Here is a 13,995-nt window from a genome sequence, read left to right as displayed (position 1 = left end):
TGTGTTGTTTAAGATCGCCGGTTCTGTTGCACGCAAAGGCAGGTGGGAAAAGATGGACTAAAAAACTTTGTGTTTTTCCTCTCCTCCCTTCGGTCGCCTCGGCATCGTTTTGGCAAGATGCCGAATAGTCCCGCGCCGGAGCATTGCCCATGACCGACAGCAGTTTGCACAAGCCAGGAAAGGCGGTGGAGATCAAAGGGGTCTCCAAGATTTTCGGCAACTATCAGGCGCTGAGGCCTGTCACCTTCGACATCTATGAAAATGAGTTCTTTACGCTGCTCGGACCGAGCGGCTGCGGCAAGACCACCCTGTTGCGGATGATTGCCGGCTTCGAACAGCCTTCCACGGGCGAGATTTCGCTGCACGGCGCAGATATCCAGCGCCTTCCGCCGCACAAACGGCGGGTCAATACCGTCTTCCAGAGTTACGCCCTCTTCCCGCATATGACGCTCGAGCAGAACATCGCTTTCGGGCTGGAAAATCTCGGCTGGGCGAAAGACCGCCGCGAGGCGCGCGTCACTGAGATGCTGCGTCTCGTGCATATGGACAAGTTCGCAGCGCGCAAGCCGCAGCAGTTGTCCGGCGGCCAGCGGCAACGCATCGCGCTGGCACGGGCGCTGGCGCCGGAGCCCGAGGTGCTTCTGCTCGATGAGCCGCTTTCGGCACTGGATCTCAAGCTCCGGCAAGCCATGCGCGACGAGCTCCGCACCCTGCAGCGCCAGACTGGCATCACCTTCGTATTCGTGACCCACGATCAGGAAGAAGCGCTCGATATGTCGGATCGCGTCTGTGTGCTGGGCGACGGCGAAATCCAGCAACTGGGAACGCCCTCGGCGATCTATGAAGAGCCGTCTAACCGTTTCGTGGCCGATTTCATCGGCGAAACCAATTTCTTCGAAGTCGATGTGATTTCGCTTGATGGCGAGCGCGCAACCGTTTCGATCCCGCAAGGAATGAAGTTTACTGCGCCGCAAAAGCAGGCTTTGGTTGGCCGGAAGGCGACCATGTCGATCCGGCCGGAGAAGATCAGTCTTCCAGCGCTGGCCGACCAGATTCCGATCGACGGAACGATCGTCGGCACGAACTATCTCGGCGGTTACACCTATTATCTCGTCGAAACCGGCGTCGCCAAACTGCGCGTTTCCAAGCGCAACAGCGTCACCAGAAGCGAGATGTTCGAGGTCGGCCAGCCTATCAGCGTGAGTTTCGCGGCGGAATCTGCAAGGATACTGGGCGCATGACGCGGCGCGTCAAGATCCCGGGCTGGAATGTTCTGGGGCTGTTGCCGACGCATGTGATCATGCTTCTCACGCTGATCATACCGGTCGGCATCATCATCCTCGTATCGTTCTCGACACGCGGACCTTATGGCGGTTTCGAGTATGTCTTTACCACCGCCCCTTACAAGCAGATCCTGTTCAATGAGGGCTGGACGGGCGAGCTTGAATTCAATCCGCAATATCTGATCGTCATCGCCAGAACGCTTTTGCTGTCGGCTATAACGACGGTGATTTGCCTGCTGCTCAGCTTCCCCGTCGCCTATTTCATCTCGCTGCAGAAGCCGTCGCTCAAGATCGCGTTGATCTATCTCGTGACCCTACCGTTCTGGGTTTCGATGATCGTGCGCGTCTACTCCTGGATCATCATTCTCGGCAAGGAAGGCGTTATCGAAAAGACGTTACGCGCGCTCGGCCTGATCGACAGCATGGACAGTCTGCTGTTCGGCGACACGGCGATGCTGATCGGTCTCGTCTACAGCTACATTCCGCTGATGATCCTGCCGATCTTCGCATCGATCGAGAAACTCGACCCGGCGCTTGTCGAGGCATCCCACGATCTTTACGGAAGCCGTCTCGTCACGCTGCGCCGCGTCATCCTGCCTCTTTGCCAGCCGGGCATGCTTGCCGGGGCAATTTTGGTGTTCGTTCCCTGCCTCGGCGCGGTGCTTGAGCCAACGCTGCTTGGCGGCGGCAAGACGATGATGATGGGCAATCTGATCCAGCTGCAGTTCGGCGCCGCGCGCAACTGGCCGCTGGGCGCCGCCATCTCGCTGGTATTGATGGCCGCGGTACTGATCTTCCTGGTTGCGAGAGGGCTGCGGTCCGTGCGCAAGGAGACGAGGGAGTTGACGCTATGAAAAGCGGTTCCGACGTCAGGCGCTATCCCGGTTTTGGCCTCTTCAGCATTCTTTTCTTCGTCTATCTCTACCTGCCGATATCGGTGGTGATTTTCTACTCATTCAACGCCAATCGCATCGTCTCCAACTGGGGCGGTTTTTCGCTGCATTGGTACACGACAGCTCTGTCGAATTCGGCGCTGGTCTCGGCTGTGAAGACGTCCCTCCTGATCGCCGTCATCGCGACGACAATCTCGACGATCGTGGCGTTGATGGCCGCACTCGTCATCGTTCGCGGCAGAGATGTTCGCTTCCGGCGCATTTCCGAAACGATCGTCAACCTGCCCTTGCTCCTGCCCGAAATCGTCGTCGCGGTGGCGTCGCTGATCCTGTTTTCCCAGCTCGGCCTCGTCAACGGCATCATGAAGCTGGCCATCGCGCACACGACCTTCTGCATCCCGTTCGCGTTCCTGCCCATACGTGCCCGCCTGCAAGGCATGGACGCCAATCTGGAAGAAGCCGCGCGCGATCTCTACGCTTCGGCCTGGGTCGCGTTCCGCCGCGTCACGCTGCCGCTCATTCTGCCGGGGGTATTCAGCGGCGCGATGCTCGCCTTCGTCATTTCCATGGACGACTTCATCACCAGCAATCTTTTGAATTCCGGCGGCGCAACCACCCTGCCCGTCTACATCTTCTCGCTGATCAAGCAAGGCGTTTCGCCGCAGTTAAACGCGATATCGACGTTGATAATGCTGGCCTCCGTGGCATTGGCGACGATCGCCTTTCTCGTACAGCGGCAGAAATAGCGAAGCGAGTTTTTACCTAATCACCGCATCGGGGAATTCAAATTTATCGCCGGGGGATGTCGGCTATCGTCACCCTCGGGAGAACAAAAGATCAAAGGGGAATATCATGTCCACGAATCCGCGTATCGCATCACTCATCGCAGCCAGCGCGCTAAGTCTGGTTTTCAGCGTCTCGGCCCACGCCGAGGGCAAGCTTTCCATCTATGCATGGGCGGATTCCATCGCCCCTGACGTCGTCGCGAAATTCGAGAAGGAAAGCGGCATCGACGTCACCGTCGATGCGTTCTCTTCAAACGAGGATCTGCTCACCAAGCTTCAGGCCGGATCTGCGGGTTACGACATCGTCACGCCGTCGCAGCATTTCGTGAAGATCATGGTCGACAGCGGCCTGCTCGAGGATTTCGGAGCCAGCAGCCTGCCGGCCTATCAGCAGGTACTGCCTGAATGGCAGAAGCAGTGGTGGGACCCGACGGGCAACTACTCCGTGCCCATGGCCTTCGGCAATGCCGGCTTCACCGTCAACCGCGACGTCTACAAGGGACCGGTCGACAGCTGGAAGATCTACTTCGAGCCATCGGCAGAACTGCAGGGCAAGATCGCCAGCCTTGCACAGCCCGACGAGGTCATCCCGGCGGCACAGAATTATCTCGGCATCAAATATTGCAGCGAAGACCCGCAGGAAATGAAGCGCGTGCTCGACCTTCTGGTGGCGCAGAAGCCTTATGTTGCGGCCTATTCCAGCGACAACATCGAAAACCGCATCGGCAGCGGCGAAGTGGCCGCCCATTTCTGGTGGGACGGCAATACGATGCGCGTGCGCCGCAATGACAAGGCGAATGTCGAATACGCGATGCCGAAGGAAGGCCTGGTCGGCTGGCTCGACTCCTATGCCGTGCCGAAGAATGCGCCGAACCTCGAGAATGCGAAGAAGTTCATCGACTTCATGACCAAGATCGAAAACGCGACGGCGCAGTACAATTATTATGGCCACTCCTCGCCGGTGAAGATCGACGAGAAGGAAGCGATCTACACGAAGGAAAACGCCCCGGAATTGTTCCCGACCGTTCCGGTGAAAATGGGCGAAGCCTGTTCGCCTGCAGCGCAGGAACTCGTCACGAAAGTCTGGACACAGCTCCTCCAGTAAGTTCGGCGGGCCGGAATCGCTCAAGGATTCCGGCCCGTTTCATTTCTTCGAAAGGGCTGTGAATGTCGGCTGATACTTATGATTACGTTGTGGTTGGCGCAGGTTCGGCTGGCTGCGTCGTTGCCAATCGCCTGAGCGCGAACCCCTCCGTGCGGGTCTGCCTGATCGAGGGCGGCGGAAGCGACAGCAGCGTGCGGGTGAAGGTGCCGGCGGGAATTCTCTCGCTCTACGGCAATCCGAACTACGACTACCGCTATGTCGGCGTGCCGCAGCCGCATTTGAACAACCGCAGAATTCCCGTCAACCGCGGCAAGGCCCTGGGCGGTTCTTCGTCGATCAACTCGATGGTCTACATTCGAGGCGCAGCCAGCGACTACGACGAGTGGGCGCGGCTCGGTTGTGCCGGCTGGGGCTATGAAGACGTGCTTCCCGTATTCAAGAAGCTGGAGCGTAATCGGCTGGGGCAGAACCAGCACTATCACGGCACCGACGGGGAACTGCTGGTCGACAATCCGCGCGATCCGAACATCCTCTCGAAAATGTTCGTCAAGGCCGGCCGGAATGCGGACCTGCCCAGCAACGACGATTTCAACGCTGCAAGCCAGCTTGGCCTTGGAATCTATAATGTCACGCAGGATCGCGGGCAGCGCTTCAGCAGCTACTCGGCGTTCATTCGCCCGGTACTCGATCGCAAGAACCTAACTGTTTTGAGCGAATGCGAAGTGCTCGACCTCGTCATTTCCGAAGGCCGCGTGACCGGCCTGCGAACGCTGCGCAACGGCGAACGGAAAACCATCAACGTCAACCGCGAGATCGTACTGTCGGCCGGAGCGATCAATTCCCCCAAGATTCTGATGGAATCGGGCATCGGTGAAGCAGAAGCTCTTCGCCAGCAGGGAATAGAGCCCATCATAGATCTTCCCGGTGTCGGCAAGAACCTGCAGGATCATGTCGACGGAATGATCACCGTCCGCTCCTCGAGCGCCAAGACGCTCGGCCTTTCAGTGGCGAACCTGCCGCGCATGCTGGCTGCTCCGTACCAGTATTTCGTGAATCGCAAAGGCATGCTCACCACGAACTATGTGGAAGCCGGTGGATTTGCCCGCACGAAATATGCCGGTGAATTGCCCGACGTCCAGTTTCACTTCGTGCCGGGCTACCGAAGCCATCGCGGGAAGCTGGTCGAATATGGCCATGGCTATGCTATTCACACCTGCGTGCTTCGGCCAAAAAGCGTCGGCGAAATCAAGCTGACGACCGATGGCTCACGTCGCGACGTATTGATCGACCATCGCTTCTTCTCGGACGAACGGGACGCCGCGGTTCTGGTCGAAGGAATCAGGATCGCTCGCAGCATCTTTGCGTCGCCGGAATTCGACGGTGTTCGCGGAGAAGAAATGCTGCCGGGCAAAAACGTCCGCAGCGACGATGAAATTCTCGCCTATCTGCGGGCCGAGGCGCTTACGGTCTATCACCCCGTCGGAACCTGCAAGATGGGAACCGACGCCATGTCGGTCGTCGATCCGCAGACACTCAAGGTCAATGGCGTCGAAGGTTTGCGCGTGGCGGATGCCTCGGTCATGCCTACCCTGATAGGCGGCAACACCAACGCACCGAGCATGATGATCGGAGAGCGCGCAGCAAGAATGATTTTGAATACGCCACACTAGGTCTGTGGCCGATTAGAGTCGGCTTTGTCGCAAACTTGCCAATTGGATGAACAAGCTGATCAGATGCGGTATTCAGGCAGCGAGGCTTTCAAATTGCTCGGCGAGCGATGGTGTCGGATTGCAGGCGTACCTCGACCGCGCGCAGATCATCACCCGCTTTTCCGCTCCACAGCGCCAGACGGGAAACCGCGTCCTCCAATGTCGCCAACTCCTTGGCGAAGCAGAACCGAACGTGGGTCGCAACCTCCCGATTCTCGTAAAAAAAAGGACATCGGAACGGTTGCTACACCGGCCTCCATTGTCATTCGGCGACTATACCAGGTCATCCTCGCCAAACCGGTTCTCACTGATATCAGCCACGGCAAAATAGGTAGCGGACACGTCCACTACCTTGAATCCGGCGGTGCGCAGGCCGCCGAGCAAAAAGTTGCGACGCTGTTCGAGACGTTCGCGCAGGGCACTGAAGTAGCCGTCAGGCATGCCAAGCCCTACGGCAACGGCTGCCTGAAGCGCCGGGGGCGTCGAAAAGTTCACATACTGATGAGCACGCGATATCGGACGCAGGAGCCTGTTATCGGCTGTGACATAGCCGACTTTCCAAAAACATATTCACCGCCTGCAGGCCATGGCGGAATGGAAAGCCGTGACCGTGGTCAACTGACGTCAGCGGCCGCAGATCTAAACGCGTTCATATGCAGAATCATCCCTGCGCTAGAATGAAATCTGCGCAGCGCTCGCCGATCATTATCGACGGTGCATTGGTATTGCCGCTGACCAGGGTTGGCATGACGGAGGCATCGGCGACCCGCAGGCGGGGAACTCCGCGGACCCGCAGCTTGGCATCGACGACAGCATTGTCGTCGGAGCCCATCCGGCACGTGCCCGAGGGATGGAAAACCGTCTTGGCGAACTGACGACAGTGATTCTCAATCGCTGAACGATCGAGAATATCCGCCTCTCCCGGCGCGAGTTCTTTAGCGATCAGCTTCTTGAGTGAAGGAGCACGAAGAATCCTTCGGCAGAGTTCGACGCCGCGTACCAGCGTATCGATGTCCTGTTGCGTCGCCAGGTTGTTGGCGTGGATCGCCAACGGCGTTGCCGGATCGCGATCCTTGAGGCTGATCGTTCCGCGCGAGGTGGGCCGCAAGACACATGGATTTAGTGAAATGCCATGAATTTGCGGTGGGGCGCGATCTGCGTCGCCGACAAGTGCGGGCACGACATGCAGTTGAACATCCGGCCGCCCTGATCCTGATGTATCGACGAAAGCGCCGCTTTCCACGACATTCGAAGTGAGCAAGCCGGTGCGCCATAGAAGATACTGTAAACCGTTGCGCGCAGCGCGTAGGCCCTTATCGTTACCGAACAGGCTGATCGGATCTTTCGTCGCACCATAAACGGAAGCGCTGATGTGATCCTGGAAATTCTCGCCGACGCCGGGAAGATCGCGAATGACCGGAATGCCAAACCGGCTTAGTTGTTCGGCAGGACCGATTCCGGACAGAAGCAACACCTTGGGCGAGCCGATGCCACCGGACGAGACGATGACCTCTTCACGGACACGGGCGCTTTTCACTTCGCCATTGGCATGGCGGTAGAGCACGCCGGACGCTGCACCGTTTTCCAGGATGAGGCCTTCTACCATCGCCTGTGTATGCAGTGTCAGCAGTGGGCTCGATTTGACCCCAGCGAGAAAAGTCGCCGCCGTCGAGCCACGACGCCCGTTGAATGTCGTGGTCTGGTAAAAGCCGGCGCCTGCTTGTTCCGCACCATTGAAATCGTCGTTGTAGTCGATGCCGGTTTCCTGTGCGGCGCGCAAGAAGGCATAGCTCAGCGGGTGGCGATAGTGCGTATCCGAAACGCGAAGCGGTCCGTCTGTTCCATGATAAAACCCGGCCAGGCGCTGGTTGGCCTCGGAACGCCGGAATACGGGCAGGACATCCTCATAGCCCCATCCTGGGCAGCCGGCATCGCGCCATGCATCATAGTCCTCCGCCTGTCCGCGAATATAGATCATGGCATTGACGGACGAGCTTCCGCCAAGCGTCTTGCCCTGCGGCACATGCATGACGCGACCGTTTGCGCCCGGCTCCGGCTCGGTTTTGTAGTTCCAAGTGCGCTTCGTTCCAAGGACCCGAACGAAGGTGGCGGGAATATGGATGAACGGCGTGTTGTCGGCATGTCCCGCCTCGAGCAGAAGAACGCTCTTGCCGGCCCGGATCAGCCGGTTGACGATCACACAACCTGCCGAACCAGCGCCAACGACGATATAATCATAGCTGTTCATTTGTCCGCCCGACCTGTCATGTCAGGCGTTCAACTGGCTGACGAACTTCGTCGTCAGATAGGCCTGGATACCTTCGCTCCCGCCTTCGCTGCCATGGCCGGAGTCCTTAATGCCGCCGAAGGGCGTTTCAGGTGCTGCAAGACCGAAGTGATTGATCGACATCATGCCGGTCTCAATGCCGCGCATGAGGCGGTCGGTGCGGTCGGTGCGCTTCGAGAACGCGAAGGCGGCAAGGCCGTAAGGCAAGCGGTTTGCCTCGGCGATGGCGTCTTCCAGATCATTGAAACGGTTGACGACCGCGATCGGGCCGAACGGTTCCTCGTTCATGACGCGGGCGGAAAGCGGCACATCAGCCAGAACGGTCGGTTCAAAGAAGAAACCTTCATTGCCGATGCGGCTTCCGCCTGTCTTCAGCTCGGCGCCCTTCTCAACCGCATCACGCACAAAGCCTTCCATAGCGTCGAGCCGGCGGGCATGGGCGACTGGTCCCATCTGGACGCCTTCCGCAGAACCCTCCCCAACCTTGAGATTCTTTGCGCCGGAAACGAACGCATCGAGGAACGCGTCATAAATACCGTCCTGTACGAGGAAGCGCGTCGGCGAGGCGCAGACCTGGCCGGCATTGCGGAATTTGAGGGCGACGCCGAGACCCGCAATTGCGGCGATATCGACATCGTCACAAACGATAAACGGGGCGTGGCCGCCGAGTTCCATCGTCGTGCGTTTGAGGTGCTGGGCCGAGAGAGCGCCCAGGTGGCGACCGACGGGGACCGAGCCTGTAAATGACACCTTGCGGATGATGGGAGACGTAATGAGATGCTCTGAAATCTCGGACGGAACCCCGAAAACGAGGTTGACGACACCCGCCGGAACGCCGGCCCGTTCAAAGCACTCGACGAGCTTGATGGCGCAGGTCGGCGTTTCTTCCGGCGCTTTTGCGATCACCGAGCAACCGGCCGCCAGAGCACCCGCGATCTTTCGTACAAGCTGGCCGATCGGGAAATTCCAAGGGCTGAACGCTGCCACAGGACCGACGGGCTCAAAAAGCACCATCTGTTGCGTGCTCGGCATACGGGCGGGAATGACACGACCATAGGTGCGCCGCGCTTCTTCGGCATACCAGTCGATATGGTCACCTGCGCTGCCTGCTTCCATCCGCGCTTCCGCGAGCGGCTTGCCCTGTTCGCGTGTGATGGCTTCGGCAATGGCGCCGGCATGCTGGCGGGCAAGATCCGCCGCCTTGCGCAAAATCCTCGAGCGTTCATAGGCCGAGGTCTGGCTCCAGACCCTGAAACCCGCTTCCGCAGCAGTGAGCGCTGCATTGAGGTCTGCCTTTTCAGCAAACGCGACTTCGCCGATCTCAGCCCCGGTGGACGGGTTGAGGAGCTTGCCCCGGCGGGTTCCCGTTCCTTCGGTCCATTTTCCGTTGATAAATAGGCTTGCGGTCATGAGTTCGTTCCAGTCTAGTGCGAGGGGCGATGCCAAAGGGATCTGTGGGAGCGTGGCAGAAGCGCGATCCCCGGTTCAAACAATCGTCGGAAAGGTCAGGCGTATTCGGGACGCGACGGCGTGAAGACGTCGAGATTGAGCGCCGGCTCATTACCGACGACGACAGCATGGTGCATGACCATAGACGGAACGACGGCGAGGCCGCCTGGGCCGAGACGCACGACTTCTTCGCCGATATGGAAATCTACGGTTCCGGCAAGGATGTAGACGATCTGCTCGTGAACATGGTTATGCGGCTTCGGCTCATGATCCGGCTGCAGGCGATGCAGCGCCACCGTCGCTCCTGCGCCGGAAAATGCCTTGCGATCGACGCCATGGCGAACCGGCGTCCATTCGATCGCTTCCCAGTCGATGCTGTGTATGTTCATTGCTTCATCCTTTCGGTTCCGGGCCGTTTGCGGCGGCCTTGATCTGTCGTGCCCCTGCCAGGATCATCGACTGGTCCGATCCGCAGACGAAAATGCTGATGCCTTTGGCCGTGCAGGCCGCAATCTGGTCGCTGCGTCCAACGAAGATCGCCACCGGCTTCGAATGGCGCCTGCCTGCCGCAGCGATGCGGTCAATCGCGTCTGCGAGCGCCGCGTCAGTGGGGCCGCAGCCAAGCGAAAGCGCCAGATCGGCGGGGCCGATGAACAAGGCGTCTATTTCGGGGATTGAAGCGATCGCATCGAGATGGTCGAGCGCCTCCGCATCCTCGATCTGCACCATCAGAACGCTGCCGTCGTCGGCACGTTTGCGGTAGGCGGCGGGATCGTCGGTTCCATAAAGGCCCGCCCGCGCCGACGGCGAAAACCCACGTTCGCCGGCGGCATATTTGGCGGCCTTCACAATGGCCATTGCCTCGTCGACATTGCGCACATGCGGCACCAATACGCCTTCCGCCCCGACATCGAGGCTTGATGCGATCGACACCGGCTCATTCGACGGGATGCGCACCAGCAGCGGCAGTCCGACACCGCGCGCCGTAGCGACGAGCATATCGAGCGCCTCGATGCCTATGGGCGCGTGCTCGCGGTCAGCTACGGCGAAGTCGAGCCCACCCAGACCCAACAGTTCCACGACATGCGGCGCTGGCGTCTTGATGAAGGTACCGACAATCGTTTCGCCCGCGCGGATACGGGCACGCAGGCTCTGCATCTTATTGAAGACCCACGAAGTCGGATGCGTTGGTCGACACCATCTTGCGGATGTCGTCGACGCTGTAATCGAGATCGAGCAGCAGCTCGATCATCAGCCTGAAGCCCTCGACGGGGGTCGGGTTGTTGTTCTGCCCGAGGTCCGATCCGAAGAAAGTGTTGTCGACGCCGGCAGCGGCGATTGCCGCCTTCAGATGTTCCTTGTCGAACAGATAGAAAGTGGAAGGCACGAACATGCAGATCGAATGCTCCATCTTCACACCCATGCTGACGAGGCGGCTGATGTCCTGGAACGAGCCTTCGTTGACATAGGTCGGGTGGTTCAGGAACAGCCGCGTGACGCCACGCTTCTTGGCTTCCTCATAGAAGGGATAGAGTTCATCGATGTGATGATGCCCGCCGGATACGGCGGCATCGGCCTGCGCTATGAGATCGAGGATCAGCTTGACGTCGTCGGTCACTACTCCCTTGCCGTCGACGAGCGATGCCGGGATCGGCTGCACGGTCTTCTTGCTGTTGACCGGGAACTTGTTCTTGAAATCGGCGTCCTTCTTGTCGTGGTCGATGTGATTGCGCGCATGCGCCGTCGCCATCCAGACGATGCGCGCACCCTGCTTCAGCGCATAGTCGACAGCACTTGGATTGAGGCCGCCGACAGGATTGTTGAGCACAATGGCGCCCAATGTCTCGACGGGCAGGTCGAGATGCTTGTTGAGCAGATGTGCGATCGGCATCGTCGGGTAGTAGTGATCCTTCAGAAGGACCGCCTTCATGCCTGCATCCGCGGCCTGCCTGACGACCTCGATATGGTCGACCTTGCGCGGCATCAGCGACGGACCGCTGTGGACGTGAAGGTCGACAGTGCCTTTCATGAGATCGGCTACGATGGTTTCGCGTTCGCTGGGCTTGTTGGCGACGTTCATGACGTCCTCCTGCTTTATTGATTTTCCGGAAGCGCGGCGGGAGTGAATTTCCGCCAGTGATTGTCGAGCGGCGGCATATCGGCAAACGACTTGCGCCGGTCGGCGGCGATGCCGACGAGATCGGATGCGTTCATCTGCTTCTCGCGGCAATAGGTTTCCAGTTCGGCGATGCTGTCCGTGATGAACTGGAATCCGCGCATCATCACGGCCGACGACAGACCGACCGCCGATGCGCCCGCCAGCATCATACGGGCGACGTCGCGGCCGCTCGCCGCACCGTTGATGCCTATAAGACTGCGTTCCGACCCGAGCTGGCGGCGGGTAAGCGCAAGCCAGTGGCATGTCAGCGGCAGGTTCCAGAAGCCGCCGATGCCGCAGCTCGTGCCGAGCACCGGCGCCTGCGTTTCGAGATCCGGAACAAGGCCAAGAAGCCGCCCAGCCATGACTACGCTTTCAGCACCGGCGTCGAAGGCTGCCTGGGCTAGATCGGCTACGCGCTCACTCTGCCCGGTGACCTTGATCCAGAACGGGGTCGAAATCGCCGCGCGCAGGGTTTGCGTGATCATCGCGACGCGATCGGGCGATAGTTCGGTGCTGACGGCGCCTTTGGCGGCCTGACTGGCATAGGGCGTGCCGATATTGAATTCGAACGCCCGGAAGCCGGCCTGTTCGATCGCCTTCGCCATCAAGACTGCGTCATCGAGACCTGCCAGAATGAGGCTCGGCACGAGCAGGCAGTCATGCTGCTTCGCCAGCATGTCCATCCGCAGGTTCTGTTCGATCCATTCCTCGAAGCCCAGCGGCGTCAGTCCCGAGCGCGTCACCAGCGTGGCGTCGCGCGGAGCATCGGGGCCCCACTCGACCGGTTCCCAGTCATTGCCGAGCGCCACATATTCGGCGCGCAGCAACTGGTCTTTCGCAGCCTGGGACTCGTTCGTCGACTTGACCACCACAGCACCCGCCCCAGCGACGATCGCCGAGCGGATACCAGCCTCGTCGATCATATGCTCGCCCGAGGCCGCAATGACCGGGTTCTTCAGGCGCAGGCTGCCGACATTGGTTTCAAGACTGATGGTCATTTGGATATGTCCTACGCCTGCTCTTTGATGACAGGCGCCAAAAGAAAGTGACCCGGCCTCACGGCCGCATGATATTCGCATTCCAAAAGGGATGAGTCGCGAATGTCCGCGACGATCGGCTCGGATAATGCATTGCACGGGGTCGGCCGCACTTTAGGCGCGGCCGGTGTTACCTGGATCAGTTCGCCGGCTTGCCGGCGTGAATGGCCTGAGCCTCTTTGACGAAGTCCGCAATCAGCGGGTTCTTTGAAGCGTAGCTATCGACAACCGGTTTCATGGCTGCGGAGAGATCCTGCTTGAACTGGGCGTCCGGTTCGATGACGTTCACGCCGCGACCCTTGAGGTCCTCGATGATCTGCTTGTCGAGGGCGGCAACGGCCATCACCTGCGGTTCGACTATTTCATCGGCGGCCTGACGGATTGCCGTCTGCTGCTCGGGCGTGAGGCCCTCCAGCTTTGCCTTGTTTATCAAGAGGAAGCTCGGCCAGAAGTAGTGTCCTGTCAGCGTGATGTTCTTGGCGATCTCGTAATATTTCTCGCTCTCGATCGAAGTCAGATTGATCTCGACCGCGTCGAGCGTACCGGTCTCAAGAGCAGGATAGACTTCGCCATAGGCCATTGGCGTGGGGCTCACGCCGACGGCTGACCAGACGTCCAGGAACAGCCGGACCGGCGCGACGCGCGTCTTCATACCCTGAAGATCCGCCATCTTCTCGACCGGCTTCTTCACCGTGAGGAAGTGACGCTGACCACCGTCATAGAGACCGAGAGCGACTATCCCCTGGTTATCGAGCGTTGCCATGATCGCCTTGGCGGCCGGAGAAACGGCAAGCTTGGCGAACTCCTCGTAGCTGCCGATCACACCCGGAAGCTGAAATGCGTCGATGGATGGCTCGACGGTCGCAAGGGCCGAAGAAGAGTTGACAGTCATATCGACCGTGCCGAACTCGACGCCTTCCATCAATTCCTTGACGTCACCGAGCTGGCGTGACGGAAAGATGTCGACCTTCACGCTGCCCTTCGAGATTCGTTCAACCGCCTCTTTGAAACGTACGGCAGTGTCGTGATTCGGGTGCTTCTCGAAAACCGCATGTCCCAGGCGAAGCGTAACGTCTTCCGCCTTGGCACTCGTTGCAGCCACCAGAGCCAGCACGATTGCAAATCCAAGAACTTTAGAAACTTTCATGATCCTCCCCTTGTTCTCTCTGTAAGAACGATGTTCTCATTCTTGATTGTCCCGCAGAAATTGTCAAGCCGCCTTGGCGGCCTGACAATCCGTATTGGGCGTTTTCCGAAAAGGCTGCGAAAGCAGCCGAGCCACCCTA

Annotated in this window: 14 protein-coding genes; 5 read left to right on the top strand and 9 right to left on the bottom strand. The window is 59.3% G+C overall.

Translation table 11 applies throughout. The annotated features are described in order from the left end of the window. Positions 1–196, bottom strand: a 196-nt coding sequence (locus tag WBQ96_RS00480; protein WP_337035865.1) for a hypothetical protein, incomplete at its 3' end; no start/stop codon positions are given. On the opposite strand from WBQ96_RS00480, the gene WBQ96_RS00475 reads away from it, so the two are divergent. The 5 genes from WBQ96_RS00475 to WBQ96_RS00455 all read left to right on the top strand — a co-directional run bounded on the left by WBQ96_RS00475 (position 150) and on the right by WBQ96_RS00455 (position 5,736). Further along, positions 150–1,241, top strand: a complete 1,092-nt coding sequence (locus WBQ96_RS00475; RefSeq protein ID WP_336547160.1) for an ABC transporter ATP-binding protein — start codon at positions 150–152, stop codon at positions 1,239–1,241. The genes WBQ96_RS00480 and WBQ96_RS00475 overlap by 47 nt on opposite strands. Beyond that, the gene (locus tag WBQ96_RS00470; RefSeq protein WP_165117665.1) at positions 1,238–2,137 is read left to right on the top strand and encodes an ABC transporter permease; all 900 of its coding nucleotides are present in this window, start codon (positions 1,238–1,240) and stop codon (positions 2,135–2,137) included. The genes WBQ96_RS00475 and WBQ96_RS00470 overlap by 4 nt, the downstream gene beginning before the upstream one ends. Further along, positions 2,134–2,922, top strand: coding sequence for an ABC transporter permease (locus tag WBQ96_RS00465; RefSeq protein ID WP_165117666.1), 789 nt, complete (start codon positions 2,134–2,136; stop codon positions 2,920–2,922). Before WBQ96_RS00470 ends, WBQ96_RS00465 begins: the two co-directional genes overlap by 4 nt. 106 nt (positions 2,923–3,028) lie before the next feature. Next, positions 3,029–4,066, top strand: a complete 1,038-nt coding sequence (locus tag WBQ96_RS00460) for an extracellular solute-binding protein (protein ID WP_165117667.1) — start codon at positions 3,029–3,031, stop codon at positions 4,064–4,066. A gap of 62 nt (positions 4,067–4,128) precedes the next feature. After that, complete coding sequence (locus WBQ96_RS00455) at positions 4,129–5,736, top strand: GMC family oxidoreductase (RefSeq protein WP_165117668.1); 1,608 nt, start codon at positions 4,129–4,131, stop codon at positions 5,734–5,736. A gap of 312 nt (positions 5,737–6,048) precedes the next feature. Here WBQ96_RS00455 and WBQ96_RS00450 read toward each other — a convergent pair whose 3' ends face one another. From WBQ96_RS00450 to WBQ96_RS00415, 8 genes are all read right to left on the bottom strand, one after another. Further along, positions 6,049–6,291 (bottom strand): aminotransferase class I/II-fold pyridoxal phosphate-dependent enzyme, encoded by a 243-nt coding sequence (locus WBQ96_RS00450; RefSeq protein WP_337035863.1) that lies wholly within the window; start codon positions 6,289–6,291, stop codon positions 6,049–6,051. Between the two features lie 145 nt (positions 6,292–6,436). Beyond that, entirely contained in the window at positions 6,437–8,023 is a 1,587-nt protein-coding gene (locus tag WBQ96_RS00445) for a GMC family oxidoreductase (protein WP_165117669.1), read from the bottom strand. 21 nt (positions 8,024–8,044) lie between these two features. Then, entirely contained in the window at positions 8,045–9,472 is a 1,428-nt protein-coding gene (locus tag WBQ96_RS00440; protein WP_336547161.1) for an NAD-dependent succinate-semialdehyde dehydrogenase, read from the bottom strand. Positions 9,473–9,567: 95 nt separating this feature from the next. Further along, on the bottom strand, positions 9,568–9,900 hold the full coding sequence (locus tag WBQ96_RS00435) for a cupin domain-containing protein (protein ID WP_165117671.1): 333 nt from the start codon (positions 9,898–9,900) through the stop codon (positions 9,568–9,570). 4 nt (positions 9,901–9,904) lie between these two features. Beyond that, on the bottom strand, positions 9,905–10,669 hold the full coding sequence (locus WBQ96_RS00430) for an HpcH/HpaI aldolase family protein (protein WP_165117673.1): 765 nt from the start codon (positions 10,667–10,669) through the stop codon (positions 9,905–9,907). 1 nt (position 10,670) lies between these two features. Further along, complete coding sequence (locus WBQ96_RS00425; RefSeq protein WP_336547163.1) at positions 10,671–11,591, bottom strand: DUF6282 family protein; 921 nt, start codon at positions 11,589–11,591, stop codon at positions 10,671–10,673. A gap of 14 nt (positions 11,592–11,605) precedes the next feature. Further along, complete coding sequence (locus WBQ96_RS00420) at positions 11,606–12,670, bottom strand: hypothetical protein (protein WP_336547165.1); 1,065 nt, start codon at positions 12,668–12,670, stop codon at positions 11,606–11,608. A 178-nt stretch (positions 12,671–12,848) separates the two neighbouring features. Continuing rightward, the gene (locus WBQ96_RS00415) at positions 12,849–13,856 is read right to left on the bottom strand and encodes a TRAP transporter substrate-binding protein (RefSeq protein ID WP_165117679.1); all 1,008 of its coding nucleotides are present in this window, start codon (positions 13,854–13,856) and stop codon (positions 12,849–12,851) included. Positions 13,857–13,995 lie beyond the last annotated feature (139 nt).

The sequence above is a fragment of the Mesorhizobium sp. CCNWLY176 genome, from assembly GCF_037153935.1.
GTDB classification, from domain to species: Bacteria; Pseudomonadota; Alphaproteobacteria; order Rhizobiales; family Rhizobiaceae; genus Mesorhizobium_M; species Mesorhizobium_M zhangyense.
This window is presented reverse-complemented; position numbering and strand designations above follow the sequence as displayed.